We start from the raw sequence: 24,694 nt of genomic DNA on the forward strand, positions 1-24,694 counted from the left end.
CGCAGCTCGCGCCCCCGCGGGACGGCCGTTCGGCTTTCGGGCCGGGACACCACACGGTGTCCCGGCCCTCTCGCGTACCGGCAGAACTGTGGGACAGCCCTCAGATACCCTGCCACAGCGGCTTCGCCGCATACGTGGCGCGGAAGTAGTCCGCGAGCTTCAGCTTGGACGCCGCCGCCTCGTCGACCACGACCGTCGCGTGCGGGTGCAGCTGCAGCGCCGACGCGGGCACGATCGCGGCGACGGGTCCCTCGATCGTCTGCGCCACGGCGTCCGCCTTGCCCTCGCCCGTCGCGAGCAGGATCGGGTGGCGGGACTCCAGGATCGTCCCGATGCCCTGGGTGATGACGTGGTGCGGCACCTGCTCGATGTCGTCGTCGAAGAAGCGCGCGTTGTCGACCCGCGTCTGCTCGGTCAGCGTCTTGATCCGGGTGCGCGAGGCGAGCGAGGAGCACGGCTCGTTGAAGCCGATGTGCCCGTCCGTGCCGATGCCGAGCAACTGGAGGTCCACCCCGCCGGCCTCGGCGAGCGCCCTGTCGTACGCCTCGCAGGCGGCCTGGACGTCCTCTGCGGAGCCGTCGGGGCCCATGAACGACGCCTCGGAGAGCCCGAGCGGCTCGACGACCTCGCGCAGCACCACGGAGCGGTACGACTCCGGGTGGCCCGCGGGCAGCCCCACGTACTCGTCGAGCTGGCAGATGCGGGCGCGCGAAGCGTCCACCGCACCGGAGCGGACCTTCTCGGCCAGTGCCTGGTAGATGGGCAGCGGGGTCGATCCGGTGGCAACGCCGAGAAGGGCGTCGGGCTTACGGCTCAGCAGGGCGCCGATGGCCCCCGCGATCAGTTCGCCGCCTGCCTTGGCGTCCGGGACGATGACAACTTCCACGCGGGGCCTGCCGATCTGGAGGGAAGACGTGTGGTATAGACCAATCTAGATCCTAATCTAGCAGACCTCCCGCCCCCGGACACGGCTCCGGGGGGCCCGTACGCAAGACGTTTCGGTACGCGCGGGCGCGCCCGCGCCCCGGGCCGTCCGCTGGCGGGCCCGCGGTACCCCGTGGTCGACTTGTCCGACGCACCGCGACACCCCGGGAGGCACCAGACATGTCCGTCACGTACCCGGCCGACGAGGGCGAGCAGCCCGGCCGGATCATGTCCGGCGAGATGGCGGAACAGCCCGAGATGCTGCGGCGCATCCTCGACCGGGGCGCGCCGGCCATCCGGGCGGTGGCCGCCGAGATCGCGGCCAGGAAGCCACGCTTCGTCCTGCTCACCGCCCGCGGCACCTCGGACAACGCGGCGCTGTATGCGAAGTACCTGATGGAGATCACGCTCGGCATGCCCTGCGGCCTGGCCTCGATGTCCACGACCACCGCGTACGGGGCGAAGCCGGACCTGAAGGACGTGCTCGTCATCACCGTGAGCCAGTCCGGCGGATCGCCGGACCTGGTGGCGTCGACCAAGGCGGCCCGGGAGGCGGGTGCCGTCACGCTGGCGGTGACCAACAGTCCGGACTCGCCGCTCGCCGCGGTCTCCGAGTACCACATCGACATCCTGGCGGGGCCGGAGAAGGCCCTGCCCGCCACGAAGACGTACACCGCCTCCCTGCTGTCCCTGTACCTCCTCGTGGAGGGGCTGCGCGGCGGTGACGGTGCCGCGGCCGCGATCCTGCCGGAGCTCGCCGAGGCGATCCTGGCCCGCAAGGACGAGGTCAAGGCCCTGGCGTCCCGCTACCGCTTTGCCGAGCGCATGGTCATCACCTCGCGCGGCTACGGCTATCCCACGGCCAAAGAAGCCGCCCTGAAGCTGATGGAGACGAGCTACATCCCCGCTCTGTCCTACTCCGGCGCCGACCTGCTGCACGGCCCGCTCGCCATGGTCGACAACATCTCGCCGGTGATCGCCGTGGTCACCGACGGCCGGGGCGGCGAAGCCCTCCAGCCGGTGCTCGACCGGCTGCGCGGGCGTGGGGCGGACCTCTTCGTGGTCGGCCCGAAGGCCCAGGTGGAAGCGGCCTCCGCGGGCTTCGTGCTGCCGACGGCCGGGGTCGCCGAGGAGGTCCAGCCGATCCTGGAGATCCTGCCGCTGCAGATGCTGGCCTACGAGGTGACGATCGCCCGCGGCCAGGACCCGGACGCGCCGCGCGCGCTCGCGAAGGTCACCGAAACCCGGTGAGAACGGCCCCGGAAAACACCCGCGGGCCGCGGCGCCGGGCCGGGACCCTCAGCCCGACCAGCACCGCAGCCCGGAGTAGGACCGCCCGATACGGGGCGATCGGCTCGGCCGGCGGTGTGCGGTGCCCCCGGCCGGGGAGAGGCACCGCGCAGTCAGGGCAGAGAGCGCGGGTACCTCGTTCCGCTCTCCTGTGCGGGGAGAGCGGAGGCTCTGTCTACAGCATTGTGGACTAGACCACTCGCGGTGTCCATCCGCCGGGGACGACGATTTCCGGCCCTTCCTCTTGCACGTACGGGCGGGCCGTCCGGTTCGGAACCTGTCCGCATCCACAGGTACGCTCGCACACGTGCCCTCCATGAACGACCTCGTCCGCCAGCACACCGCCCTGAGTGACACCGACCTCGAGTGGCTCCATCTGCTGGTCTCGGAGTGGCAACTGCTCTCCGACCTGTCCTTCGCCGACCTCGTCCTCTGGGTCCCCACGCGCGACGGTACCCGCTACGTGTCCGTCGCCCAGATGAGGCCCAACACCGGCCCGACCTCCTACCAGGACGACATGGTCGGCCATCTGGTCCCGCGCGGCCGCCGCCCGCTGCTGGACGCGGCGCTGGACGAGGGCCGGATCGTCCGCGAGGGCGATCCCGAGTGGCGCGAGGAGGTTCCCGTACGGGTCGAGTCGATCCCCGTACGCCGGGAGGGCCGCGTGCTGGGTGTCATCGCACGCAACACCAACCTGCTCACGGTCCGCACGCCGTCCCGGCTGGAACTCACCTACCTCCAGTCCGCCTCCGACCTGGCCCAGATGATCGCGGCCGGCTCCTTCCCGTTCCCCGGCCAGCAGGTCGACATGGACGCCTCGCCGCGGGTAGGCGACGGGCTGGTCCGCCTCGACGCCGACGGCGTCGTCCAGTACGCCAGCCCCAACGGCCTCTCCGCCTACCACCGTCTGGGCCTCGCCTCCGACCTGGTCGGACAGCACCTCGGCGGGATCACCGCCGAACTCGCGCCCTCCCGCGGCCCGGTGGACGAGGCGCTGGTCAAACTGGCCAGCGGCTACGCACCCCGGGAGTTCGAGGTCGAGTGCGCGGGCGGCGTGATCCAGCTCCGGGCGATCCCCCTCAAGCCCAAGGGGGTCCGCATCGGCTCCCTGGTCCTGCTGCGCGACGTCACCGAACTGCGCCGCCGCGAGCGAGAGTTGATCACCAAGGACGCCACCATCCGGGAGATCCACCACCGGGTGAAGAACAACCTCCAGACGGTGGCCGCCCTGTTGCGCCTGCAGGCCCGCCGGATGGATTCCCCGCAGGGCCGCGAGGCGCTCAACGAGGCGGTCCGGCGCGTCGGTTCGATCGCCATCGTCCATGAGACGCTGTCCCAGAATCTGGACGAGCGGGTGGAGTTCGACGAGATCGCCGACCGGGTCATCGCCATGGTCGCCGAGATCTCCCCGGGCAAGGTCACCTGCCGCCGAACCGGACGCTTCGGCATCCTCGACGCCGAAGTGGCCACGCCGCTGGCGATGGTCCTCACCGAGGTACTGCAGAACGCCCTGGAGCACGCGTTCGGCGTGGCCGAGTCCGGCACGGTCGAGGTCTCCGCGGTGCGCGGTGGTTCGCCCACCGAGGCACGGTTGCTGATCACCGTGCAGGACAACGGCTGCGGTCTGCCCGAGGGATTCGACCCGCAGCGGGCGGGAAATCTGGGACTCCAGATCGTACGGACGCTGGTGGAGGGCGAGCTGGGCGGCCAGTTCGGCATGGTGCCGGCACCTGAACGCGGCACCCAGGTCGTTCTCGACATCCCGGTCCGCGCCGACAAGTAGACGGGCTGTCCGTCGCCGTTCCGGCCGGCGGACAGCAGAGAGCCCGGACCGTGGGTGAACGGTCCGGGCTCTCTGGTCAAGCATGCGCTTCGGGGGTACTGCGCGCTGCGACTCGGGGGGCGGGGTGATGCGTACGCTCTGTACGCGCCGCCTGGCTGAGGCTCGTAGCGGTGGCGTCGGTCAGGCGCTGGCGTTGCGCGCCCGGTTGCGAGCGGCGCGGCGCTTCATTGCGCGGCGCTCGTCCTCGCTGAGGCCACCCCAGACGCCGGAGTCCTGGCCGGACTCGAGCGCCCACTGCAGGCACTGCTCCATGACGGGGCAGCGACGGCAGACGGCCTTGGCTTCCTCGATCTGCAGCAGCGCAGGACCGGTGTTGCCGATGGGGAAGAACAGCTCCGGGTCTTCCTCACGACAAACGGCGTTGTGACGCCAGTCCATGGCTGCTACCTCTCCTTGGTATTACGTACTGTGGCTTGTGAATGTGAACGCTTTCACGAATCCCCCCACAAGTGTCGGGCCGACGCCCAGACGAACTGGTTGTGGTCCTGTGCAGTGAGGAGGGGTTCTGGCTTTCAGTGGAGGCCGTTGTTGCGGGCCGTCCCGATCGCCATGTAGAGATTCGCAAACCTCGGCGACGGATACAACCCCTTCTGGAAAGTTTTTTTTGATTCCTCGGTGTCGGCTAGGTCACAGCCGTACTTCTAGAGGGTGGAAGCCAGTCCAAACGTTCGAGTTAAAGGACTTTGGTCCCTTCCACTCACACAATCACACGCAGTGCACGGCGTACGCCTGTGAACGTCACACTTGTACGCAGCCCCAGGTGGTCACCGTCCATCTGGAAGGGCAGTGGAGCCTTTGAATGCAAGGTGAAGTCCGTGAGGTCATGCAGTGAAACCGCGTGCTTGCCGCGCGGGCCCTTTTCCGGACTCGAAGTGAGCAGCTGGGTGGCGTACCTGGCGACCGCCGCCGTGGACAGACGCTGCAGGCCGAGGACGTCCAGGGCGGTGTCGAACGAGGCCTTCGGGGAGGCGTACATCGGCCGGTTGCCCAGGTAGGTCCAGGGGGCCGTGTTGCAGATTATGGAGAGCGCGAGGTCGGTGACCGGCTCCTGGCCGGGCACCTCCAGCGTGATCAGCCCCTGCCGCCGGTGCGGCTCCTCCAGGAACTGGCGCATCACCTGGCGCACGTACAGCGCATGGGTCGAACGCTTGCCGCGCTCACGCTGTTGTTCGACGCGGCCGATCACTCCGGCATCGAATCCGAGGCCGGCGCAGAAGGTGAACCAGCGCTCCGGGACCGATTCGTCCTCCGTGCCGGGGGTTCCGGCCGCCAGGCCCAGGCCCACTGTCCGCTCGGTGCGGTTGGCCAGCGCGTCCAGGATGGCGCCGGTCGCCTCCACCGCGTCGTTCGGCAGGCCGAGAGCGCGCGCGAAGACATTGGTCGAGCCGCCGGGAACCACGGCGAGCTTCGGCAGGTTGTCGATGTCGGGGCCGTTGTGGAGCAGGCCGTTCACGACCTCGTTGACCGTGCCGTCACCGCCGAGCGCGACCACGAGGTCTATGTCGTCGCTGTCCGCGGCCCGTCTTCCCAGGTCACGGGCGTGTCCGCGGTACTCCGTGGACACGGCCTCCAGCTTCATCTCGCTGGCCAGTGCATGGATCAACACGTCACGGGTCCGCGCGCTGGTGGTGGTAGCAGCTGGATTGACCACAAGAAGTGCGCGCATGTCCGCCAGCCTACCTACCGCGAGGTATCGGCCTGAAGTCCTGACCGGATGCCTTCACGCTGAGTGACCACCCGGGGGCCGGGTGCCGATCCATGCATGGATTTTCGAGGGGGGCCGGTGGTGTTCCGACCCCGGCTTCGCTTTCGTGCGCCCGGGATGCCAACCTGCAGGAGTGAGTACTCAGCAGAACGTGCCCCCGTCGACGCCCTCGGCCGATCCGCCGAAGGCGGCCAGGCTCACGCTCGTGGCCGGACTCAACGCCCTCGAAGGCGCGGCCCTCGTCATCGGCGGTGTCTACATGGTGGTGATGGGCCTGCTCGGCCGTCCCGACAGTCCGCAGCAGGCCGAAATGGGCGGACTGACGGTGATCGCGCTGGGGCTGATCCCGCTCTGCGCCGCCCGCGGACTGAGCCGGCGGCGCAGCTGGAGCCGTGGGCCGGCGCTCATCACGCAGATCATCGCGCTGCCGGTGGCCTGGACCCTGCTGCGGTCCCACGGGATCCTGATCCCGGCCGGGATCGTGCTCGCCGCCGTGGCGCTGACGGCGCTCTTCCAGCTGGCCAGGCCCGCGACCGTCGAGGCGCTCGACATCCGCAGGCCCGGCGCGACGCCCGACACGGACAGCGCCGACGCCTGAGGGCGGCGCGGCGATCCGGCAGCCCCTGGGCCGGCCGGACGCCGTCCGGCCGCCCCTGTGCTCGCCTACTCCTCGACGAGCAGCCGCTCGCGCAGCTGGGCCAGCGTGCGGGCCAGCAGCCGGGAGACGTGCATCTGTGAGATGCCGACCTCCTGGGCGATCTGCGACTGGGTCATGTTGCCGAAGAACCGGAGTAGCAGAATCCGCTTCTCTCGCGGCGGCAGATCCTCCAGCAGCGGTTTGAGTGACTCCCGGTACTCGACACCCTCAAGCGCCTCGTCCTCGGAGCCGAGCGTGTCCGCGACCGCGGGTGACTCGTCGTCCGTGTCCGGCACGTCCAGCGAGAGCGTGCTGTACGCGTTGGCCGATTCCAGGCCCTCCAGGACCTCTTCCTCGGAGATGCCGAGCCGCTCCGCCAGTTCGTGCACCGTGGGCGAGCGGCCGTGCTGCTGGGAGAGCTCCGCGGTCGCCGTGGTCAGCGAGAGCCGCAGTTCCTGGAGCCGGCGCGGCACGCGCACCGCCCAGCCCTTGTCGCGGAAGTGCCGCTTGATCTCGCCGACGACCGTGGGCGTCGCGTAGGTCGAGAACTCGACCCCGCGATCCGGGTCGAACCGGTCGACCGATTTGATCAGGCCGATCGTGGCGACCTGCGTCAGATCGTCCAGCGGCTCGCCGCGGTTGCGGAACCGCCGGGCCAGGTGTTCCACCAGCGGCAGGTGCATCCTCACCAGCCGGTTGCGCAGCTCCGCCTTCTCGGGCGACCCGTCCGGGAGCTTGCCCAGCTCGATGAACAACGCCCGCGCCCCGCTGCGGTCGTGTGGATCGTGGTGTCCGTGCTCGCTCATCTGGCCTGCCCGCTCCGCCTGCGACTGCTCCACCGCGACCGTAATGCCGGCGGGCCTCTCCGCCCCGTCCACCGCACGGGGCAGGTCCGCCTCGTCCACCGGATGAGGCAGGGCCTGCTGTTCCGGGATGCCTGCTGCGCGCACCACCCCTGGTCGGATCGTCTCGTCCCGCACAGGACCGTCCCCGTTCCCGTTGCTCACGCCGGCCCGGGTCCCGCGCCGCGCTGTTTGTACAGGCTGATGCTGACCGTACGGTCATCGGCGACCGAGGAGTCGACCTTCCCGGCCAGTGCGGAGAGCACCGTCCAGGCGAACGTGTCGCGCTCCGGTGCCCGGCCGTCCGTCGTCGGGGCCGAGACCGTCACCTCGAGAGAATCGTCGACGAGGCGGAACACGCAGCTGAGGACGGAACCCGGCACGGCCTGCTGGAGCAGGATCGCGCAGGCCTCGTCGACCGCGATGCGAAGATCCTCGATCTCGTCGAGAGTGAAGTCCAAACGCGCTGCGAGACCGGCCGTGGCCGTACGCAGCACCGACAGGTAGGCACCCGCAGCGGGCAGCCGGACCTCTACGAAGTCCTGATTCCCGGGCTCGCCTGCGATCTGGGACACCCTCACCTCCAAGGTGGCACAAACTCTTCGAGGATCCGGGAAGGGTCGCCCGGAGCCATGCGGTACGTCTTCGGTTCTTGGTCCGGCGACGCTATCGCGATCCATGATGCCGTGTCGCCGAGACCCCATCCCATGACTGTCACTCATGGTAAGCCCATGAGCACGCACAGTGGCTAGAGGTCTGCGGCGGTCAATTACGAACAACAGGCGCCGGTTTGACGTACCCAGACGTCAGACGATCGAACCGTCCTCGAAGCACCAGCGCCAGCTCTCGCCCGCCTCGAAGCTCCGCATCACCGGATGGCCGGTCTCCTTGAAGTGCCCCGTGGCGTGCTGCCTGGGCGACGAATCGCAGCAGCCGACATGGCCGCAGATCAGGCAGAGTCGCAGTTGTACGGGGTGGGTACCCGCCGCGCGGCATTCGAGACAGGTCTCGGAGAGGGCTGCGGGCTCAGGGCGCGGCAGGTCCGGTACGTGTGGGCACTCGCTCATGATGGCCAGGTTACGACGGATGCGAGGACCGTGAGATGGACGCATTGCCACTGGTGGCACTGGTAGCGGCCAGTGCGGCGACGGCCGGTCTGGCCCGCCGGACGCCGGTGCCGGCCCCCCTGCTGCTGGTGGCCCTCGGGCTGATCGGCTCGTACGTGCCGGGGGTGCCGACGTACACGCTGGACGCGCACATCGTGCTGCCGCTCCTGCTCCCACCGTTGCTCTACACGGCGGCCGTGGACAGTTCGTACCTGGACCTTCGGGCCAATATCCGTCCCGTCGCCCTGCTGTCCGTCGGCTACGTGCTGTTCGCCACCGTCGCCGTGGGCTGGCTGGCATACCGGCTGGTGCCCGACCTGCCGCTCACGGCGGCGCTGGTGCTGGGTGCCGTCATCGCCCCGCCGGACGCCGTCACCGCCGCGGCCATCGCCCGCCGGGTCGGTCTGCCCGCGCGGGTCACGACGATTCTGCAGGGCGAGTCCCTGGTGAACGACGCCACCGCGATCACCGCCTACAAGGTGGCGCTCGCCGCGGCCGTGGGCGAGGGCATGAGCTGGGGCGGCGGGATCGGCGAGTTCCTGCTGGCCTCGGTCGGCGGTGTCGGCGTCGGTCTGGTGCTCATGGTCCCGCTGCACTGGCTCCGTACGCACCTCAGGGAGCCCCTGCTCCAGAACACGCTGTCGCTCCTGATCCCGTTCGTGGCGTACGCCGCCGCCGAACGCGTGCACGCCTCCGGGGTGCTCGCCGTGGTCGTCGTCGCGCTCTACCTGGGACACCGCTCCTGGCAGGTCGACTTCGCCACCAGGCTCCAGGAGGCCGCGGTCTGGAAGATGGTCGCGTTCATCCTGGAGTCCGCCGTCTTCGCCCTGATCGGCCTCCAGTTGCCCTTCGTACTGAAGGGACTCGGTACGTACGCCGTCACCGAGGCGCTCTGGTACGCGGTGGCGGTGTTCCTGGCGGTCGTGGTGGTCCGGTTCATCTGGGTCTATCCGGCGACCTATGTGCCGCGCCTGCTCTCGAAACGCATCCGGGAACGCGAGCCCGAGACCAACTGGACCTCGCCGCTGATCGTCGGCTGGGCCGGGATGCGCGGAGTCGTCTCGCTCGCCATCGCCTTCTCCATCCCGCTGGTCACGAGTGACGGGGACGCGTTCCCGGCACGCAACCTGGTGCTGTTCCTGACCTTCACCACGGTCATCGGCACGCTGGTCGTCCAAGGGCTCACGCTGCCGGTCATGGTGAAGGTCCTGAAGCTCCCGGGCCGGGACCGGCAGGCCGAGACGCTCGCCGAGGCGCAGGCCCAGAGCGCGGCGTCCACGGCCGCCGAGGCGCGCCTGGAGGAGTTGCTCACGGATCGGCGCAACTGCCTGCCCCAGCCGCTCACCGACCGCCTGCGCACCGTCCTGGAGCGCCGCCGCAACGCCGTCTGGGAACGGCTCGGGGCGGCCAACCCGGTGACGGGGGAGTCGGCCGACGACACCTACCGGCGTCTGGCCGGCGAGATGATCGAGGCCGAGCGGGAGGTCTTCGTACGGCTGCGGGACGAGCGCAGCATCGACGACGAGATGATGCGGACCCTGCTCCGGCGCCTCGACCTCGAGGAGGCAGCGGCCTATCGGGAGGAGTCGGACGACTGATCCTCGAGGGGCGCGTCCGGACGTCCCGTGACGACGGCCGCGACGGCGGTCCCGGCGGGGAACGCACCCTCCTCGGCCAGCACGGTGAGCGCGTAGAGGAGTTTGGCCACATACAGTCGCTCGACCGGCAGCCCGTGGCGGTCCTCGAAGTCGTGGGCGAACGCGTGCAGTGCGGGCGTGGTGCGGGCGTACCCGCCGAAGTGGAAGCGGTCGTCGAGGGACCATGTGCCGACCGGTCCGCCGAACGCCTCCCGTTGGAGGCCCCGTACGGCGTCCCCCAGGAAGCCGCCGCGCAGGACCGGGATGCCGAGGGCGCGCTGTTCCGGTCCCAGGCCCGCGGCGAGCCCCGCGAGGGTGCCGCCGGTACCGCAGGCCACGGCCGCCACATCGGCGGCTCCGCGCAGCTCGCGGCCGAGCTCTGTGCAGCCCTGTGCGGCCAGGGCGTTGCTCCCGCCCTCCGGGATGACCTCGCACGCGCCGTGGGCGCTCAGCAGGCCCTCCAGGACCTGCGGATCGGCCTTGTCCCGGTAGGTGCGGCGGTCCACGAAGTGCAACTGCATGCCGTCGGCCGCGCACCGGGCGAGCGAGGGGTTGAGCGGGCGGTGCGCGAGTTCGTCGCCGCGGACGACGCCGATGGTGCGGAATCCCAGCAGCCGGCCCGCGGCGGCCGTGGCCCGCAAGTGGTTGGAGTACGCACCCCCGAAGGTCAGTACGGGCCGGCCGGCCGCCGCGCGGAGGTTCGGGGCGAGTTTGCGCCACTTGTTGCCCGGCAGGTCCGCATGGATCAGGTCGTCGCGCTTGAGGAGCAGCGTCACGCCGTGACGCGTGAAGCGTTCGTCCTCGGCCGGCTCCAGGGGCGACGGGAGCACCGGCCGCAGCCCGGAGAGGCCCAGGTCCTGTCCACAGTCGCGGACAGGACCAGGCGTGTCGGAGGGCGTGGAGTGCATGCCCCCATTGTGGCCGGGGCCCGGCCGCAGCGGCTTCCGGCTACTTGAGGCGGTCGTGGATCCGCGCCCGCATGGAGGTCATCGAGAAGCCGCGCGGGTCGACCTTGCCGGGCTGCCACTCGCGGTGGCCGATGACCGACCGGGAGGTCCAGTTGTGGTGGCGGCAGACCGCGGCCGCGGCCTTCTCGATGGCTTCGAGCTGGACGGCGGGCCAGGGGTCCTCGCCGTTGCCGAGGTTCTCGCACTCGAAGCCGTAGAAGTGCCGGTTCCCGTCGGTGTTGGCCTCGTTGTCCGACGGCAGGCCCTTCTCGGCGATGACGGCACGCAGGACGTCGTCGTCGCCGAACCCGGCGTGGTTGGCCCGTCCGTAGCCGACCAGGTGGACCCGGCCGTCCTTGGCGATGACCCCGTGGCACAGCGGCCCCGGCAGGCTCGCGTAACCGTCGCGGCAGATCCGGACGGTCGCGGCGGTGCCCCTGGTGACGGTGTGATGGATCATCACGCCGTTGACCGGTCCCCAGGGGCCTTTGTGGTTGCGGTTGTGGGTGCGCCAGTCGCCGACCTGGACGACGGTGAGCCCTTCGTCCTTCAGCGCGGCGAGAAAGGTACTCGCGGACATGGGTGAGGACATGACCGACTCCTTCGTGCGTGGGGGGAGTGTGTCCGTACAGGGCTTGTACCCGACGGACGGCGTCCCGGACCAGTTACGGGGAGATTCCGTGGCCCTGTTCGGACGGTGTGCGAGCCGATCCGGTCAGTTCCACGAGCACCGGGCGCGGTTCAGCCCTGGGCGAGCCACAGGTCGGGGCCGAACACCTCGTAGTGGATGTCGGCCGCCGGGACACCCTTGGCGAGCAGCTGGGTGCGCACGGCCCGCATGAAGGGCAGCGGGCCGCAGAGGTAGGCGTGGGTGCCGGACGGGATCACCACTCCGGTCAGGTCGACCAGGCCGATGCGGTCCGCCGGGTGACCCTGCGCGGGGTTCTCGTACCAGAAGTGCGCCGCGGCGTCGGGGAGTTTGGCGGTGTACAGGGCATGGTCGGCGCGCAGGGCGTGGTCGGCGGGGGAGCGGTCGCCGTGCACCACGGTCACCGGGGCGCGGTGCCCGGTGTCCGCGAGGTGCTCCAGCATCGACAGGATCGGGGTGCAGCCGATGCCTGCCGAGGCGAGCAGGAGCGGGGCGTCGGTGGACTTCAGTACGAGGTCGCCGTACGGGGCGGAGACCCGGAGCCGGTCGCCGGCGCGGACCTGGGCGTGCAGATGCCGCGAGACCTCACCGTCGGGGCCGCCGGCGCCGTGCACCCGCTTGACGGTGAACGAGCGGAGCGCCGAGCCGGGGGCGCAGGAGAGGCTGTACTGGCGTATCTGGCGGGCGCCGTCAGGAAGTTCGACCTGCACCGAGACGTACTGGCCGGGGCGGAAGGCGGGAGCGGGGGCGCCGTCGGCCGGGCGGAGCTGGAAGGTGGCGACGTCCGCGGTCTCCTCGGTGCGCGAGACCACCTCCCAGTCGCGCCAGACGTCGCCTGCGACGACGCCCTGCTGTGCGTACAGCCGCTCCTCGATGGCGATCAGGGCGTTGGCCATCAGCCAGTAGACCTCGTCCCAGGCCGCTGCCACCTCCGGGGTCACGGCGTCGCCGAGCACTTCGGTGATGGCCGCGAACAGGTGGGTGTGCACGACGTCGTACTGGGCGGCCGTGACGCCGAGCGAGGCGTGCTTGTGGGCGATGCGGTCGAGCATCACGTCGGGGCGGGTGCCGGGGTGCTCGACCAACTGCGTCGCGAACGCGGCGATGGAGCCGGCGAGTGCCTGACGCTGGGCGCCGGAGGCCTGGTTGCCGCGGTTGAACAGGTCGCGGAGCAGCTCGGGGTGGGCGTCGAACAGCTTCCGGTAGAAGAGATCGGCGATGTCCCCGATGGCCGCGCCGACGGCGGGAAGGGTGGCGCGGACGGTGGCGGTCGACGGCTCGGAGAGCATCGTTGACTCCTCGGATCAGAATTGGCATCTCAGATGCGTATTTAAAAGCAGTGTAGGAACCGGGCCGTCGGCCCGGTGTGGCGGGGGGTGGTTCAGCCGTCCGTCGGTGGTCCGCTGCTGATGCCGATCAGCAGCGGACCGGTCGGCGAGGAGACCAGTTCGGCGACGGTGAGCGGGTCGAGCGAGGCGTAGAAGGCCTCCGAGGCCGCACGCAGGGCGTTGCGCAGCCGACAGTCCGACCGCAGGGGGCACGGAGTGGCGCCCTCGCACTCGACGACGTCGCCCGGGCCCTCCAGCTCGCGGACGAGCCCGCCGATGGATGCGGTGCGACCGGCCGGGGTGAGGGCGAGTCCCCCGCCGCGGCCCCGCCGGGCCTCGACCAGGCCGAGGTGCTGGAGGCGGGCGACGACCTTCGCGGCGTGGGAGTACGGCACCTGCATGGTGGCCGCCACCTCCCGGGTGGTCGGCGGGTCCTCGTTCTCCACGACGGCGAGACGCATCAGCACGCGCAGTGCCACGTCCGTGAATCTCGTCAGCCGCATGGCGGTCACGGTAGGTGAATTTGCATTCCGTATGCAAATTAACCGGGCGCCCGGGATCGCGCAGCGTTGTGCCCAGCCCAAAGCCCGATTAGTCACACTCTTTTGTGTAATGGCGTGCCGAGTCAACATGCTGAAAGGTTCTTCTCGCAGGTCAGCTGATGAATCGAGAGGACTCCAGATGTCCGTTGGTGAAGAGGTTCAGAACGCGCAGGTGCCGCCGCAGCAGAGTCTCGGCACGGCAGCCGCGCGGAACCTCGCGACGACCACCAAGTCCGCTCCGCAGATGCAGGAGATCACCTCACGGTGGCTGCTGAAGATGCTGCCGTGGGTCCAGGTGCAGGGCGGCACATACCGGGTCAACCGCCGGCTGAGCTACTCGGTCGGGGACGGCCGGGTGACCTTCGTGCAGACCGGGGACCGGGTCTCGGTCATCCCCGCCGAGCTCGGTGAGCTCCCGGCCCTGAGGGACTTCGGGGACGAAGAGGTGCTCGCCGAACTGGCCAGGCGGTGCGAGCAGCGGGACATTCCCGCCGGGCAGCTCCTGGCCACGGCGGGCGAAGCGGCGGACCGGGTCTTCCTGCTGGCGCACGGAAAGGTCGAGAAGGTCGGCACCGGCCCCTACGGGGACGAGACGGTGCTCGGCGTCCATGCGGACGGGGCCTACTTCGGGGACCACTCCCTGATCGAGGGCGACGCCCTCTGGGAGTACACGGCCCGCGCTGTCACGGCGTGCACCGTCCTGACACTGAGGCGGGCCGATGTGCTCAACCTCGCCGAGCGCGCCGACTCGCTGCGCACCCACCTCGCCGGGCTGCTCGCCATCCCGCACCAGCGCACGAACAAGTACGGCGAGGCGGAGATCGACCTCTCCGCGGGCCACAGCGGCGAGGCCGTCGTCCCGCACACGTTCGTGGACTACGACGCCGCGCCCCGCGAGTACGAACTGAGCGTCGCTCAGACCGTCCTGAAGGTGCACAGCAGGGTCGCCGACCTCTACAACCAGCCGATGAACCAGACCGAGCAGCAGTTGCGGCTCACGGTCGAGGCGCTGCGCGAGCGCCAGGAACACGAGCTGATCAACAACCGGGAGTTCGGCCTCCTCAACAACTGCGACTACGGGCAGCGGATCCAGCCCCATGACGGCGCACCCAGCCCCGACGACATGGACGAACTGCTGTCGCGCCGCCGCGGATCGAAGCTTTTCCTCGCCCACCCCCGTGCCATCGCCGCCTTCGGCCGCGAGTGCAACAAGCGCGGTCTGGTGCCGGAGAGCGTGGACATCGGCGGGCACCACGTGCCGGCCTGGCGCGGGGTTCCGATCTTCCCGTCGAACAAGATCCCGGTGACGGACGCCCGCACCACGTCGATCATCTGCATGAGGACCGGCGAGGCCGAACAAGGCGTCATCGGCCTCCAGCAGACGGGCATCCCGGACGAGATCGAGCCCAGCCTGTCGGTCCGTTTCATGGGGATCGACGAGCAGGCGATCATCTCCTACCTCGTGACGGCCTACTACTCCGCGGCCGTGCTGGTCCCGGATGCCCTCGGTGTCCTGGAGAACGTCGAGGTCAGCCGCTGGCGGTGAGTCCACGGGGTCCCGGACCCGACAGTCCGGGACCCCGTCGGCCGCAGCCGGCGCACCCACAGCAACCACCCACGTCCCCGGCCCCTGGGGCGGCAGCCATCGGGGGCCGTGGACGGCAACGACCGGGGTGACCGATTGACCATGACCCATACCGACGCCGCCGCCACCGAGGGCAACGAGGCCGCGGCGCTCCTGGAGTACACCCGGACGCTCGTCGACCCGCATCTGCGGGCCGCGGTCGCCTCCCTGCCAGGATCGATCCGGCGCGTCGCGATGTACCACTTCGGCTGGGAGCACGCCGACGGCAGCCCCGCCGCGGGCGGTGCCGGCAAGGCGATCAGACCCGCGCTCGTCCTGGCCGCCACCCGTGCGCTGGGCGGTGACCCGAGGGAGGCCGTGCGGGCGGCCGTCGCCGTGGAGCTGGCCCACAACTTCACCCTGCTGCACGACGACGTCATCGACGAGGACCGCACCCGTCGTCACCGGGCCACGGCCTGGACGGTCTTCGGCATCCCCGACGCCGTCATCGCGGGAGACGCCATGCTCGCCCTCGCTCAACGACTCCTCGCCGAGGACGCGCGCGCGGTGTCCGCCCGCGCCTCGGCCCGGCTGTCCACCTGTGTCATCGAGTTGTGCGCGGGTCAGCAGGCGGACTGCGCCTTCGAGGAACGCGGGCCGGACGAGGTCTCGTTGGACGAGTGCCTCGCCATGGCCACGGCGAAGACCGGGGCGCTGCTCGGCTGCGCCTGTGCGCTGGGCGCGCTCTATGCGGGCGTGGACGAGCGTGCCGTCGGTGCGATGGACGGTTTCGGCCGGGAGGCCGGACTCGCCTTCCAGCTCATCGACGACCTGATCGGAATCTGGGGCGACCCCGAACGGACGGGGAAGCCGGTGGGCGCCGACCTCTCCGCGCACAAGAAGTCGCTGCCCGTGGTCGCCGCCCTGACCTCGGGCACCCCGGCGGCGGCGGAGCTCGCCGCGCTCTACCGGGGCCCCATGAACACGCCACGTGAGGTGAGCCGCGCATCCGACGCCGTGGACCGGGCGGGCGGCCGCGACTGGGCCCAGGTCTGCGCCGCGGACCGGATGGCACGAGCGGTGCACCACCTGTCCCGGGCCGTACCCGATCTGTCGGCAGCGGGCGATCTCCTGGCCCTCGCGGAGTTCGTCACCCGCAGAACTCACTGAACGGCTCCGAACGACTCGGCACCGGAGTGAACTGAACGCAAGGGGAGGGAGGGGATCGGCCGAGGTCACAGCGGTCGGGCGTCGAAGTGGAGGGCGGCACGGGGAGTGTCCGAGCCACGGGCTACAGTCCCTGCCCATGACAGATGAGTCGTGGGCAGGGTGGTACCGGGACCGACAGGGCTCCGATGCCGTCATCCTCACCACCGACGGACAGCAACTCCGCCTTCGCGTCAGGGGTGTCGATTTCGAGGGCGAGAGCTTCGACAACCTGCGCCCGGTGGCGGGCGTGCCGCCGGAGAGCGGGATGTTCCCCCTCGCCGACGGGTTGCTCAACGACTGCGTCCTGGAATGGGACCTGCCGTTCCCGGTCACCGCGGACGGTGCGGTCCATCAGGCCACCCTGAGCTGCCTGTTGTCGCTGCGTCGACCGGACCCGTATCTCTATCTGGAGCTGCGGTACGGCGGTGCGGCCTTCCGGTCCCACCGGGCCGAGAGCGACTTCGGGGCCGCGCTCGCCACCATTCAGCGCTCCCTCCCGCCCGGGATCCACCTCCGGACGTGCATCGCGTGCGCCTTCTCGGACTACTTCCCGGCGCCCGGCCGGGGGCTCTCCGGCGGTCTCGCCTGCTTCCGGGGCGCCAAGGAGGCGTACCGCGGGGCGGCCGACGAGGATGACCTGCTCGGTCTGTGGGACCGGCGCAGCGGATTCGTCCAGGAGGTCTGGAGCTGCGGCGAGTTCGAGCTCCGTCCGGAGGCGGGCGCGGGCACCGGCCACCGCGGCGCGTTTCCGCTCGAAACCGCCTGACACACATCGGGCCGCCCCCCGGTCCACCTCGATTCCCCCTCAACCGGCCTGACGGCCCAACGCCGTCCGGCCGGTTCGTCGTTGCGCCGTACCGCCGTACCGCCGTACCGCCGTACCGCCGTACCGCCGTACCGCCGTACCGCCACGTTGCCGCAGCTCCATTGTTCTACTAGCATGCAAACAATGGAGGTTTTGATGAACCCTAAGAACGCCGGTCGCGCGGCTCTCGCCGCTCTGCCGTTCCTGCTTGCCCTCGCCGTCGACCTGATCCTTTTCGCCACGCGTCGCGACCGCCTGCCCGCTCAACTGGCCAGCCACTTCGTGGGCGACGGCCGCGCGGACGATTTCGCGGGCCGGACCGCGTACGTCGTCGTCACCACGGCGCTGCTCGTCGGCGTAGGCGCGCTGTGGGCCCTGATGGCCACCGGGGGAGCGTTCCACGGCCGGGCGTACCAGCGGGCGATCGCCTGCGGCTATGCCGCCGCCGGCTTCCTGGGCTACCTGATGGCGGTGGTCCTGCTCGTCAACGTGGACGCCGCCGAGGACGCGCAGGGCCGCGCCCAGGGAGTCTCGTTCCCGATGTGGCACCTGGCTGCCGCGGCGGGGGTCGCCGTGCTCGCCTTCGGGCTGGGACTGCTGCTCGCCGCGCTTCTTCCCGTACCGCAGGAGCCACCGGTGGACGGACTGTCGGCGGGCAGACCGTCGGCGGGCGGGGAGCGGATCGCGCTGTCTGCCGGGGAGGTCGCGGGGTGGGCGCGCAGCGCCGGGAACCGGTGGCTGCTGCCGGTGGCGGCCCTGACCTGCGTGGGAGGGATCGCGCTGCTGTTCACCGTGGGCTGGATCGCCGCAGTACCGGCCCTGGTGGTCGGAGCGCTCCTGGTGAGCTTCGCCCGTCCGTACGTGGCGGTGGACCGGCGTGGCATCACCGTTTCCGGGATGCTGCCGTGGCCGCGCGTCCGGGTTCCGCTCGACCGGATCGAGACGGCGGCCAGCCGGGACATCAGCCCGCTCGCCGAGTACGGGGGGTGGGGGTACCGGATCCGGCCGGGGCGCACCGGCATCATGATTCGTTCCGGTGAGGGGATCGTGGCACGGTTGGCGGACGGCCGGGACTTCGCGGTGACGGTCGACGACTCGGTGACGGCTGCCGCGCTCCTCAACACCCTGATCGACCAGCGCCGAACGGAACACTGACCATGCTCTTCAGGGTCGACCCCACCTCCACCGTGCCGCTCGGTGACCAGATCGCGGCCTGTGTGCGCCGCGCGGTCGCCGACGGGGCGGTGGTTCCCGGCGAACGCCTTCCCGCCGCCCGGGTGCTCGCCGAATCGCTCGGCGTGAATGTGCACACAGCCCTGCGCGGCTATCAGCGGCTGCGCGAGGAAGGGCTGATCGAACTGCGGCGCGGCCGCGGCGCGGTCGTCGCCGACGGCGCCTCCCCGCATCGTGCCAGGCTGCTGGAGCGGGTGCGCGAGATGGTCGGCGAGGCACGTGAGCTGGGGATGACGGAAGACGAAGTGCTGGCCCTGGTCCGCGGCGAACTCGACGCCGGATGACAGTCGCTGGGCATCCGCGGCCGGCGAAGGGCCACCCCGTCCTGCGAGGTGGCCCTTGGCGGCGCGGTCGGGAGCCGCTGGGTGGTCAGGAACCGCTGCGGGCGAGCGTGGCCGCGAAGCCGTTCTGCCAGAGGTAGTTCACCTGGCTGCGCTCACGGGAGTTCGGATAGGGATTCGTGCAGGACGTACCGGGGCCCCCGCCCGACATCAGCTCGCTGCACGGGCCCGAGTAGTGGTCCGGCAGGCCGAGGACGTGCCCGGTCTCGTGGGCCGTCACGCGGGTGGAGTTGTACTGCCGGTTCTGTGCGTAGTCGAGGAAGATGTACCCGTTGCCGTGACCGTCCGTGCTCGCGTAGGAGCCGCTCGGGTCGTTGCCCTCGTAGTACGAGAAATCGGCGTTGGAGCCCTCCTGAAGCCGGACGTTGGAGACGGAGCTGTTCCAGATCTGCGCGCTGCTGGCTATCTGGGAACGGAAGCTCGGCGCGTTGGCGGCGCTGTAGACGATGGTGACGGCCTGGACGCCCGGCTGCGCGGCCCGCTTCTCGGCCACCGACTTCGCCACCGCCTCGAAGAACGCCTTGTTGGCGGCGGCGCTCTCGTGCGATCCGGAGTGGGAGCTGTACGCCGCGTGGCCGGCGGAGGCGGACGTGGGGGGAGCGGCGGGCGCCGGGGCGGCGGAGGCGATCGCGGGGGCGGTGCCCAGCGCGGCGGCGAGTCCGAAGCCGAGGCCGATCACGGCCGACATGACGGTCCTGGGGTGTCTCATGGGGGGTCTCCTACCGATTACCTGCCTGGGGACCCGTCCGGTCAGCGGACACGGACGGGGGCGGTACGCAGCGAGTGTCGGGTAACGCGGCGCCGCGCGGATGATGCCAACCGGCGATAGCACCGCCCTATCGCCCGCCAGGGCCACACGGACACACACTCGATGTCGATCACACCAACAGCCGCTGAATTAGCGCCATTTGATGGGGTTCCGACATCTGGTGCGGTGCGACTCCGCCGCCCTACCCTCGGCAGCATGGAGCTTGAGGTGAGGCACCTCAGGGCGCTGTGCGCCATCGCCGACACGGGCAGCCTGCACCGGGCGGCCCGCAGGCTGGGCGTCAGCCAGCCCTCGCTCACCACCCAGTTGCGCAGGATCGAGAACACGCTGGGCGCCGAACTCTTCAGCCGTGAACGCACCGGCTGCCGCCCCACCCTGCTCGGCCGGGCGGTCATCGGCCGGGCCCGGCCCCTCCTCGAGGGCATGAGCGCGCTGGTCACCGACGCGAAGGCGGAGGCGGACGCCGCCAGGGGCGGCGGGCCGCGGCTGCGGATCGGCTGCACCGCCAGCCGGGTCATCGGCGGCTGGCTGCGCAGACTGAGGATCCACCTGCCCGGCACGGACATCTCCCTGCGGGTCGACGTGTCAGCCCGCGCGCTGCTGCGCGCGGTCGGGGCCGGCCGGCTCGACGTCGCCTTCGTGCACGAGGTGGAGGGCTGCCCGCTGTCCGTTCCCGAGGGTCTGGAGCAGCGTGTCCTGCTGGACCGCGAACCGCAGTTCATCTCCATGGCGCGCGACCATCCGGCGGCCGCACTGCCCGTCGTCGACCTGGCCGACCTCGCCGCCGACCGCTGGATGGTCGACCCCACGGTGGACGGTGAATGGGACGGCCTGCGCCGGGTGTTCGGCGCCGCCGGCGTCGCGCCGACCGTGCTGCACGGCGACTACCTCACCGCCGCATCGCTCGTCGTCCTCGGCGAGGCGGTGGCGCCGTGCCAGCCCACCTCCGGCCCGCGCGACGACATGGCGATCCGCCCGCTGCGCGACGATCCGCTCGCTGTCCGGCTGCTGCTGGTCTCCCGGCCGGGCGCCGACATGACGGTGGTGTACGGGGAACTGGAGGCCGCCTACCGGGAGGCGGCCCAACGGGCGGCCGGCTACCACCAGTGGCTGCTGCGCCATCGCAGCCCGCTCGCCCTCTCCTGAGCGGTCCGTGAGCGGTCCCGTTCCAGGGCCCGGGCGGGACCCCGGTGCACCGCGCCGGTCCGGGGTCATTCAGCCGAAAGCGATTCCGCCGAGAGCGTGGACCGTCCCGGACCGGGGCGCGGGCGGGCAGAGTCGGGGGCATGAGGCTTCTGATACTGGGTGGTACGGAATTTGTCGGCAGGGCCGTCACCGAGGCCGCGCTCGCGCGCGGCTGGGACATCACGGTGTTCCATCGCGGCCGACACGCGCCCCCGGCCGGCGTGGCCGAACTGCTCGGCGACCGCACCGTGGAGGGCGGCCTGGCCGCGCTCGCCGGGGTCGCGGAGCCCGGTGACGGGACGTACACGTGGGACCTGGTCGTCGACACCTGGAGCGGTGCGCCCTCGGCCGTACGGGACGCGGCCCGACTGCTGTCCGGCCGCGCCGCGCGGTACACGTACGTCTCCAGCCGGTCGGTGTACGACTACCCGGCACCGGCGGGCCTGCCCGAGGACGGCCCGCTGGTGCCGGGGGCCTCGCCGGACGCCGGGGGCGACGTCCCGTACGCCCAGGCGAAGCGGGGCGGCGAGCTGGCGGTGCTGGACGCCTTCGGGGACCGGGCACTGCTGGCCCGCGCGGGGCTGATCATCGGCCCCTGGGAGAACGTCGGCAGGCTGCCGTGGTGGCTGACCCGGATCGCCCGGGGCGGCCCGGTGCTCGCTCCCGGCACACCGGACCTGGACCTGCAGTACATCGATGTCCGCGACCTCGCCGAATGGCTGCTGGACGCCTCCGGTCAGGGATTGCACGGCCCGTACAACACGGTCAGCCGTCCCGGCCACACCACGATGGGCGGCCTGCTGAACGCCTGTGTGCGCGCCACCGGTTCCGACGCGGAGCTGCGCTGGACCGACGCCGGCCGCATCCTCGCGGCGGGCGTCGAGCCCTGGACGGACCTGCCGGTCTGGCTGCCGCCGGGGGAGCTCTACGACACCCTCCACCAGGGCGATGTCGCCAGGGCGTACGCCGCGGGCCTGCACTGTCGGCCGGTCGAGGAGACGGTTGCCGACACCTGGGCCTGGCTGTCCGAACTCGGCGGTACGGCTCCGCAACGCGCCGACCGGCCGCTGAAGGGCGTCGACCCGGCGATCGAGGCGAAGCTGCTGGAGGACTGACGGCGGCTGCGCCGGACGGGTGCCTTCGGGCCGCCCGGCAGTCGGCGGATGCGGGCTGCCGACCGGCGTGGCATGACCGATGCGCAATCAAAAAAGCTGCATATTGCGCTGTATGGGAGCAAAAGATCGAAGAATCGGTAAAAAACACCGTGTGGCGGTGACGGTGGCGGCAGCGGCGGCCGTGGTGGGGGCCTTCGCCCCCGCCCCCGCCGCTGCCGCAGCCCCGTTGCCCGGCGGCCTCGGCCCGTGCCTCGGAGACGACTGTCCTCCCACGTGGCCGGAGCCGAACAGCGACGAGGTGATCTACCACGACAGGAACATCAACATCTTCGTCGGCGGTGACTACCTCGTCAGGGAGGCCGCCGCGGAGGCCGAGGGCAAGATCGTCACCCTCGGGAAGTTCGACATGACGAAGCGCGACGGCGTCTCCGAGATCTACAACGTCGGCGTCGCCGGCGGGGGATCGCGGGTGCCGCCGCCCAACGGCTCCGACTACCTGACGGTGGGCGGTGACATCACCATCCAGAGCGGCAAGCGGCTCCTCGCCGAGGAAGGGCCCAACAGCGGGGTGGTCCGCTACGCCCAGAACCTCAGCGGGACGGTGATCCCCGACCCGGTTCACGACGCGGACGCCACCGATCCGTACACCGCGCTGCGCGACCAGTTGACGGCGGCCAGCCACTGCTACGCGTACGACGACGACGAGGACCACCGTCGTCCGGCGACCGGGACGACGCAGAACAACGGCTACGAGACCGTCTTCACCGGTGACGGGACCTCCGCCCTCCAGGTCTTCGCGGTGGACGCGGACCTGACCACGGCCGCCGGCAGCCAGCAGGGCATCGTCTTCGAGGCTGTCCCGGACGGCGCGACCGTGCTGGTCAACGTCTACGGCAGCACGCGCAACATCAGCACGTACATGGGCTCGCTGCCCCAGTCCGGTCTCCGTGAGCGCCTGATGTGGAACTTCCCGGACGCGACCGCGATCGGGCTCAAGGGCACCGGCCAGTTCCAGGGAAGCGTGCTGATCGGCCGGCAGTCCAGTGTGGCGACGCTCGCGATGAGCGGCACCAACGGCCGCTTCTACAGCGCGGGTTCGCTCACCCACACCTCGGAGGGCGAGTCGGGCGGCCAGGAACTGCACGCCTATCCGTTCGACGGTGATCTCCCGGACTGCGGCGAGGAGCCGTCGCCCTCCCCGTCCCCCACGGACGAGTCGCCGTCCCCGACGCCCTCGCCGACGGACGAGTCACCTTCCCCGTCCCCCTCGCCGAGCGACGAGTCCCCGGCCCCTTCGCCCTCCCCCTCGGAATCGAGTCCGGCCCCGTGGCCCACCCCGACGCACAGCCGGCCCCCCGGGCCGCCCCACCCCGGCGGACAGCTCCCGGACACGGGTTCGCGTGGTGGTGAATGGGTGATCGGCGGGATCGCGGGGGCCCTGCTCATCGCCGGAACGGCGGCCACGCTCATGGCCCGCAGGACGCGTCGGCGCGGTTAGGGATCCGTTCCGCACGGAGGCCCTACGGGCTGTCCGGCAATTCCTGGCGGGCGCACGACGACAGCTACGGCACCTCTCCCTCGTAGCCTGAACGGCACGGGGGGACCCCCTCCGTTGTCGAAACGCCCGAATGCGTCCCGTGTGCGGGCGCCTCTCCGCCTTGCGATGCGCGGCATCCGACGCCGCGCGCTGGTCCACCAGGAATGCCGGGACTGCCCTTAGCTTTGGGCCCATGGCCGAACTGCTGCACCTGACCGAACGCCCGCTGTGGGAGGCGGCCCGCGGGACCGGGACGTACGAGATGTCCACCCGCGGCCGCACCCTGCGCGAAGAGGGCTTCATCCACTGCTCGCTGCCCCACCAGCTCGCCGCCGTGGCGGAGCTGCTGTACGGCGCCGGGAGCCGGACCGGAGCCGGTGACCAGGACCTGGTGGTGCTCGTCATCGACGCCGGACGGCTCCCCGCGCCCGTGCGATACGAGTCGCTCAGGCCCGGCGGCGAGGAGTTCCCGCACGTCTACGGACCGATTCCGGTCGAGGCGGTCGTGGACGTGCGTCCCTGGCCGCACAAGGAAGGCAACCCCGCATGAACCCCACAGACCGCACCGACCACGCCGCGGGCGTCACCAACGGTCCCCTCACCGCCGTCACCGGAGCGAGCGGCGCGCTCGGCGGCCGGGTCGCGAAGCGGCTGACCCGGGCGGGCGTCCCCGTACGCCTCCTCGGCCGTGACCCGTCCAGGCTCCCCGGACTGCCCGGCGCCGACATCGCACCGGCCGCCCCGTACGGGGACGGCGAGGCCATGCGCCGCGCCCTGGCCGGGGCGCAGACCCTGTTCCTCGTCTCGGCGCACGAGAGCCCGGACCGCGTGCACGAGCACACGACGGCCGTGGACGCGGCGGTCGCGGCCGGCGTCGAACGGATCGTGTACGTCTCCTTCCTCGGCGCCGCACCCGATGCGACGTTCACCTTCGCCCGGGACCACTGGGACACCGAGGCCCACATCCGCGTGTCCGGCGTCCGGCACACCTTCCTGCGCGACAGCTGGTACCTGGCGGGCCTCCCGGCGATGACCGGTGCCGACGGCGTCCTGCGCGGGCCGGGCGGTGACGGCAGGGTCGCGGCGGTGTCCCACGAGGACATCGCCGACGCGGCGACCGCCGTTCTGCTGTCGGGCACCGACCCCACGGGTCCGACGCACGACGGGGAGACGTACGAACTGACAGGGCCCGAGGCGTTCACCCTCGCCGAGGCCGCCGACGAGCTGAGCCGGGTCACCGGACGGGCCGTCACCTACGTGCCGGAGACCCGGGAGGAGGCCTACGCCTCGCGGTCCGGCTACGGTGCTCCGGACTGGGAGGTGGCCGGCTGGGTGACCTCGTACGAAGCCATCGCGGCCGGGGAGATGGCAGCCGTCTCGGATGCCGTGGCCACCCTCACGGGCAGGCCGCCCATGAGCCTGGCCACGTACCTCCGCGAGCACCCGGAGAGTTACCGCCACCTCCTCACCGGAAGCTGAGCGGGCA

General features: G+C 71.0%; 25 protein-coding genes. 14 read left to right on the forward strand and 11 right to left on the reverse strand.

Annotation, left to right across the window (positions count from 1 at the left end; genetic code table 11):
* Nucleotides 1-100: 100 nt before the first annotated feature.
* Nucleotides 101-886 (reverse strand): glucosamine-6-phosphate deaminase, encoded by a 786-nt coding sequence (gene nagB, locus ABZ434_RS08995; RefSeq protein WP_359133291.1) that lies wholly within the window; start codon nucleotides 884-886, stop codon nucleotides 101-103.
* Nucleotides 887-1,104: 218 nt separating this feature from the next.
* Between nagB and ABZ434_RS09000 the strand changes: the two genes are divergently transcribed.
* Both ABZ434_RS09000 and ABZ434_RS09005 read left to right on the forward strand, forming a co-directional pair.
* On the forward strand, nucleotides 1,105-2,175 hold the full coding sequence (locus tag ABZ434_RS09000) for an SIS domain-containing protein (protein ID WP_359133293.1): 1,071 nt from the start codon (nucleotides 1,105-1,107) through the stop codon (nucleotides 2,173-2,175).
* Between the two features lie 355 nt (nucleotides 2,176-2,530).
* Nucleotides 2,531-3,997: a histidine kinase N-terminal domain-containing protein gene (locus ABZ434_RS09005; RefSeq protein WP_359133684.1), complete on the forward strand. Its 1,467-nt coding sequence runs from the start codon at nucleotides 2,531-2,533 to the stop codon at nucleotides 3,995-3,997.
* A gap of 180 nt (nucleotides 3,998-4,177) precedes the next feature.
* Here ABZ434_RS09005 and ABZ434_RS09010 read toward each other — a convergent pair whose 3' ends face one another.
* Both ABZ434_RS09010 and ABZ434_RS09015 read right to left on the reverse strand, forming a co-directional pair.
* A complete protein-coding gene (locus tag ABZ434_RS09010) occupies nucleotides 4,178-4,435 on the reverse strand; it encodes a WhiB family transcriptional regulator (RefSeq protein WP_003953983.1) in 258 nt (85 codons plus the stop codon).
* A 319-nt stretch (nucleotides 4,436-4,754) separates the two neighbouring features.
* On the reverse strand, nucleotides 4,755-5,723 hold the full coding sequence (locus ABZ434_RS09015) for a diacylglycerol kinase family protein (protein WP_359133295.1): 969 nt from the start codon (nucleotides 5,721-5,723) through the stop codon (nucleotides 4,755-4,757).
* A 244-nt stretch (nucleotides 5,724-5,967) separates the two neighbouring features.
* Between ABZ434_RS09015 and ABZ434_RS09020 the strand changes: the two genes are divergently transcribed.
* The gene (locus ABZ434_RS09020; RefSeq protein ID WP_359133686.1) at nucleotides 5,968-6,360 is read left to right on the forward strand and encodes a hypothetical protein; all 393 of its coding nucleotides are present in this window, start codon (nucleotides 5,968-5,970) and stop codon (nucleotides 6,358-6,360) included.
* A gap of 65 nt (nucleotides 6,361-6,425) precedes the next feature.
* Here the strand turns inward: ABZ434_RS09020 and ABZ434_RS09025 are convergent, their stop codons facing one another.
* The 3 genes from ABZ434_RS09025 to ABZ434_RS09035 all read right to left on the reverse strand — a co-directional run bounded on the left by ABZ434_RS09025 (nucleotide 6,426) and on the right by ABZ434_RS09035 (nucleotide 8,308).
* Nucleotides 6,426-7,379 (reverse strand): RNA polymerase sigma factor SigF, encoded by a 954-nt coding sequence (locus ABZ434_RS09025; RefSeq protein WP_359133688.1) that lies wholly within the window; start codon nucleotides 7,377-7,379, stop codon nucleotides 6,426-6,428.
* Nucleotides 7,380-7,402: 23 nt separating this feature from the next.
* Nucleotides 7,403-7,816 (reverse strand): anti-sigma regulatory factor, encoded by a 414-nt coding sequence (locus ABZ434_RS09030; RefSeq protein WP_067163834.1) that lies wholly within the window; start codon nucleotides 7,814-7,816, stop codon nucleotides 7,403-7,405.
* A 231-nt stretch (nucleotides 7,817-8,047) separates the two neighbouring features.
* Complete coding sequence (locus ABZ434_RS09035) at nucleotides 8,048-8,308, reverse strand: UBP-type zinc finger domain-containing protein (RefSeq protein WP_148020658.1); 261 nt, start codon at nucleotides 8,306-8,308, stop codon at nucleotides 8,048-8,050.
* A 35-nt stretch (nucleotides 8,309-8,343) separates the two neighbouring features.
* Between ABZ434_RS09035 and ABZ434_RS09040 the strand changes: the two genes are divergently transcribed.
* The gene (locus ABZ434_RS09040) at nucleotides 8,344-9,945 is read left to right on the forward strand and encodes a Na+/H+ antiporter (protein ID WP_359133297.1); all 1,602 of its coding nucleotides are present in this window, start codon (nucleotides 8,344-8,346) and stop codon (nucleotides 9,943-9,945) included.
* On the opposite strand, the gene ABZ434_RS09045 is transcribed toward ABZ434_RS09040, so the two are convergent.
* From ABZ434_RS09045 to ABZ434_RS09060, 4 genes are all read right to left on the reverse strand, one after another.
* Complete coding sequence (locus ABZ434_RS09045; protein WP_359133299.1) at nucleotides 9,921-10,892, reverse strand: pyridoxal-phosphate dependent enzyme; 972 nt, start codon at nucleotides 10,890-10,892, stop codon at nucleotides 9,921-9,923. The genes ABZ434_RS09040 and ABZ434_RS09045 overlap by 25 nt on opposite strands.
* A 40-nt stretch (nucleotides 10,893-10,932) precedes the next feature.
* A complete protein-coding gene (locus ABZ434_RS09050) occupies nucleotides 10,933-11,523 on the reverse strand; it encodes an N-acetylmuramoyl-L-alanine amidase (RefSeq protein WP_359133301.1) in 591 nt (196 codons plus the stop codon).
* Nucleotides 11,524-11,672: 149 nt separating this feature from the next.
* Nucleotides 11,673-12,869: a globin domain-containing protein gene (locus ABZ434_RS09055; protein WP_359133302.1), complete on the reverse strand. Its 1,197-nt coding sequence runs from the start codon at nucleotides 12,867-12,869 to the stop codon at nucleotides 11,673-11,675.
* 92 nt (nucleotides 12,870-12,961) lie between these two features.
* Entirely contained in the window at nucleotides 12,962-13,411 is a 450-nt protein-coding gene (locus tag ABZ434_RS09060; protein ID WP_359133304.1) for an Rrf2 family transcriptional regulator, read from the reverse strand.
* A gap of 178 nt (nucleotides 13,412-13,589) precedes the next feature.
* Here ABZ434_RS09060 and ABZ434_RS09065 point away from each other — a divergent pair, with 178 nt between their 5' ends.
* The 5 genes from ABZ434_RS09065 to ABZ434_RS09085 all read left to right on the forward strand — a co-directional run bounded on the left by ABZ434_RS09065 (nucleotide 13,590) and on the right by ABZ434_RS09085 (nucleotide 18,545).
* Nucleotides 13,590-14,996 (forward strand): family 2B encapsulin nanocompartment shell protein, encoded by a 1,407-nt coding sequence (locus ABZ434_RS09065; RefSeq protein ID WP_359133306.1) that lies wholly within the window; start codon nucleotides 13,590-13,592, stop codon nucleotides 14,994-14,996.
* 141 nt (nucleotides 14,997-15,137) lie between these two features.
* Entirely contained in the window at nucleotides 15,138-16,184 is a 1,047-nt protein-coding gene (locus tag ABZ434_RS09070) for a family 2 encapsulin nanocompartment cargo protein polyprenyl transferase (RefSeq protein ID WP_359133308.1), read from the forward strand.
* Nucleotides 16,185-16,320: 136 nt separating this feature from the next.
* Entirely contained in the window at nucleotides 16,321-16,989 is a 669-nt protein-coding gene (locus ABZ434_RS09075; protein WP_359133310.1) for a DUF6304 family protein, read from the forward strand.
* Between the two features lie 195 nt (nucleotides 16,990-17,184).
* Nucleotides 17,185-18,183, forward strand: coding sequence for a DUF1648 domain-containing protein (locus ABZ434_RS09080; RefSeq protein WP_359133312.1), 999 nt, complete (start codon nucleotides 17,185-17,187; stop codon nucleotides 18,181-18,183).
* A 2-nt stretch (nucleotides 18,184-18,185) separates the two neighbouring features.
* Nucleotides 18,186-18,545 carry a GntR family transcriptional regulator gene (locus ABZ434_RS09085; RefSeq protein WP_359133313.1) on the forward strand — a complete coding sequence of 120 codons (360 nt, stop codon included), beginning with the start codon at nucleotides 18,186-18,188 and terminating at the stop codon, nucleotides 18,543-18,545.
* Nucleotides 18,546-18,630: 85 nt separating this feature from the next.
* Here the strand turns inward: ABZ434_RS09085 and snpA are convergent, their stop codons facing one another.
* Entirely contained in the window at nucleotides 18,631-19,290 is a 660-nt protein-coding gene (gene snpA, locus ABZ434_RS09090) for a snapalysin (RefSeq protein WP_359133690.1), read from the reverse strand.
* 276 nt (nucleotides 19,291-19,566) lie between these two features.
* Between snpA and ABZ434_RS09095 the strand changes: the two genes are divergently transcribed.
* From ABZ434_RS09095 to ABZ434_RS09115, 5 genes are all read left to right on the forward strand, one after another.
* Nucleotides 19,567-20,517 carry a LysR family transcriptional regulator gene (locus ABZ434_RS09095; RefSeq protein ID WP_359133317.1) on the forward strand — a complete coding sequence of 317 codons (951 nt, stop codon included), beginning with the start codon at nucleotides 19,567-19,569 and terminating at the stop codon, nucleotides 20,515-20,517.
* Between the two features lie 140 nt (nucleotides 20,518-20,657).
* Nucleotides 20,658-21,671, forward strand: coding sequence for an NAD-dependent epimerase/dehydratase family protein (locus tag ABZ434_RS09100; protein ID WP_359133319.1), 1,014 nt, complete (start codon nucleotides 20,658-20,660; stop codon nucleotides 21,669-21,671).
* A 151-nt stretch (nucleotides 21,672-21,822) separates the two neighbouring features.
* A complete protein-coding gene (locus ABZ434_RS09105; RefSeq protein WP_359133321.1) occupies nucleotides 21,823-23,169 on the forward strand; it encodes a choice-of-anchor A family protein in 1,347 nt (448 codons plus the stop codon).
* Between the two features lie 232 nt (nucleotides 23,170-23,401).
* Complete coding sequence (locus ABZ434_RS09110) at nucleotides 23,402-23,758, forward strand: DUF952 domain-containing protein (RefSeq protein WP_359133323.1); 357 nt, start codon at nucleotides 23,402-23,404, stop codon at nucleotides 23,756-23,758.
* Nucleotides 23,755-24,687: an SDR family oxidoreductase gene (locus ABZ434_RS09115; RefSeq protein ID WP_359133325.1), complete on the forward strand. Its 933-nt coding sequence runs from the start codon at nucleotides 23,755-23,757 to the stop codon at nucleotides 24,685-24,687. Before ABZ434_RS09110 ends, ABZ434_RS09115 begins: the two co-directional genes overlap by 4 nt.
* Nucleotides 24,688-24,694 lie beyond the last annotated feature (7 nt).

The organism is Streptomyces sp. NPDC005761 (assembly GCF_040630635.1).
Lineage (GTDB): Bacteria > Actinomycetota > Actinomycetes > Streptomycetales > Streptomycetaceae > Streptomyces.

Coding starts and splice junctions, on each gene's coding strand:
- ABZ434_RS09010 (WP_003953983.1), bottom strand. CDS start 4,435: ATGGACTGGCGTCACAACGCCGTTTGTCGTGAGGAAGACCCGGAGCTG.
- ABZ434_RS09065 (WP_359133306.1), top strand. CDS start 13,590: ATGTCCGTTGGTGAAGAGGTTCAGAACGCGCAGGTGCCGCCGCAGCAG.
- ABZ434_RS09040 (WP_359133297.1), top strand. CDS start 8,344: ATGGACGCATTGCCACTGGTGGCACTGGTAGCGGCCAGTGCGGCGACG.
- ABZ434_RS09015 (WP_359133295.1), bottom strand. CDS start 5,723: ATGCGCGCACTTCTTGTGGTCAATCCAGCTGCTACCACCACCAGCGCG.
- ABZ434_RS09075 (WP_359133310.1), top strand. CDS start 16,321: ATGACAGATGAGTCGTGGGCAGGGTGGTACCGGGACCGACAGGGCTCC.
- ABZ434_RS09055 (WP_359133302.1), bottom strand. CDS start 12,869: ATGCTCTCCGAGCCGTCGACCGCCACCGTCCGCGCCACCCTTCCCGCC.
- ABZ434_RS09095 (WP_359133317.1), top strand. CDS start 19,567: ATGGAGCTTGAGGTGAGGCACCTCAGGGCGCTGTGCGCCATCGCCGAC.
- ABZ434_RS09115 (WP_359133325.1), top strand. CDS start 23,755: ATGAACCCCACAGACCGCACCGACCACGCCGCGGGCGTCACCAACGGT.
- snpA (WP_359133690.1), bottom strand. CDS start 19,290: ATGTCGGCCGTGATCGGCCTCGGCTTCGGACTCGCCGCCGCGCTGGGC.
- ABZ434_RS09085 (WP_359133313.1), top strand. CDS start 18,186: ATGCTCTTCAGGGTCGACCCCACCTCCACCGTGCCGCTCGGTGACCAG.
- ABZ434_RS09080 (WP_359133312.1), top strand. CDS start 17,185: ATGAACCCTAAGAACGCCGGTCGCGCGGCTCTCGCCGCTCTGCCGTTC.
- ABZ434_RS09000 (WP_359133293.1), top strand. CDS start 1,105: ATGTCCGTCACGTACCCGGCCGACGAGGGCGAGCAGCCCGGCCGGATC.
- ABZ434_RS09060 (WP_359133304.1), bottom strand. CDS start 13,411: ATGCGGCTGACGAGATTCACGGACGTGGCACTGCGCGTGCTGATGCGT.
- ABZ434_RS09110 (WP_359133323.1), top strand. CDS start 23,402: ATGGCCGAACTGCTGCACCTGACCGAACGCCCGCTGTGGGAGGCGGCC.
- ABZ434_RS09045 (WP_359133299.1), bottom strand. CDS start 10,892: ATGCACTCCACGCCCTCCGACACGCCTGGTCCTGTCCGCGACTGTGGA.
- ABZ434_RS09005 (WP_359133684.1), top strand. CDS start 2,531: ATGAACGACCTCGTCCGCCAGCACACCGCCCTGAGTGACACCGACCTC.
- ABZ434_RS09070 (WP_359133308.1), top strand. CDS start 15,138: ATGACCCATACCGACGCCGCCGCCACCGAGGGCAACGAGGCCGCGGCG.
- ABZ434_RS09100 (WP_359133319.1), top strand. CDS start 20,658: ATGAGGCTTCTGATACTGGGTGGTACGGAATTTGTCGGCAGGGCCGTC.
- ABZ434_RS09050 (WP_359133301.1), bottom strand. CDS start 11,523: ATGTCCTCACCCATGTCCGCGAGTACCTTTCTCGCCGCGCTGAAGGAC.
- ABZ434_RS09035 (WP_148020658.1), bottom strand. CDS start 8,308: ATGAGCGAGTGCCCACACGTACCGGACCTGCCGCGCCCTGAGCCCGCA.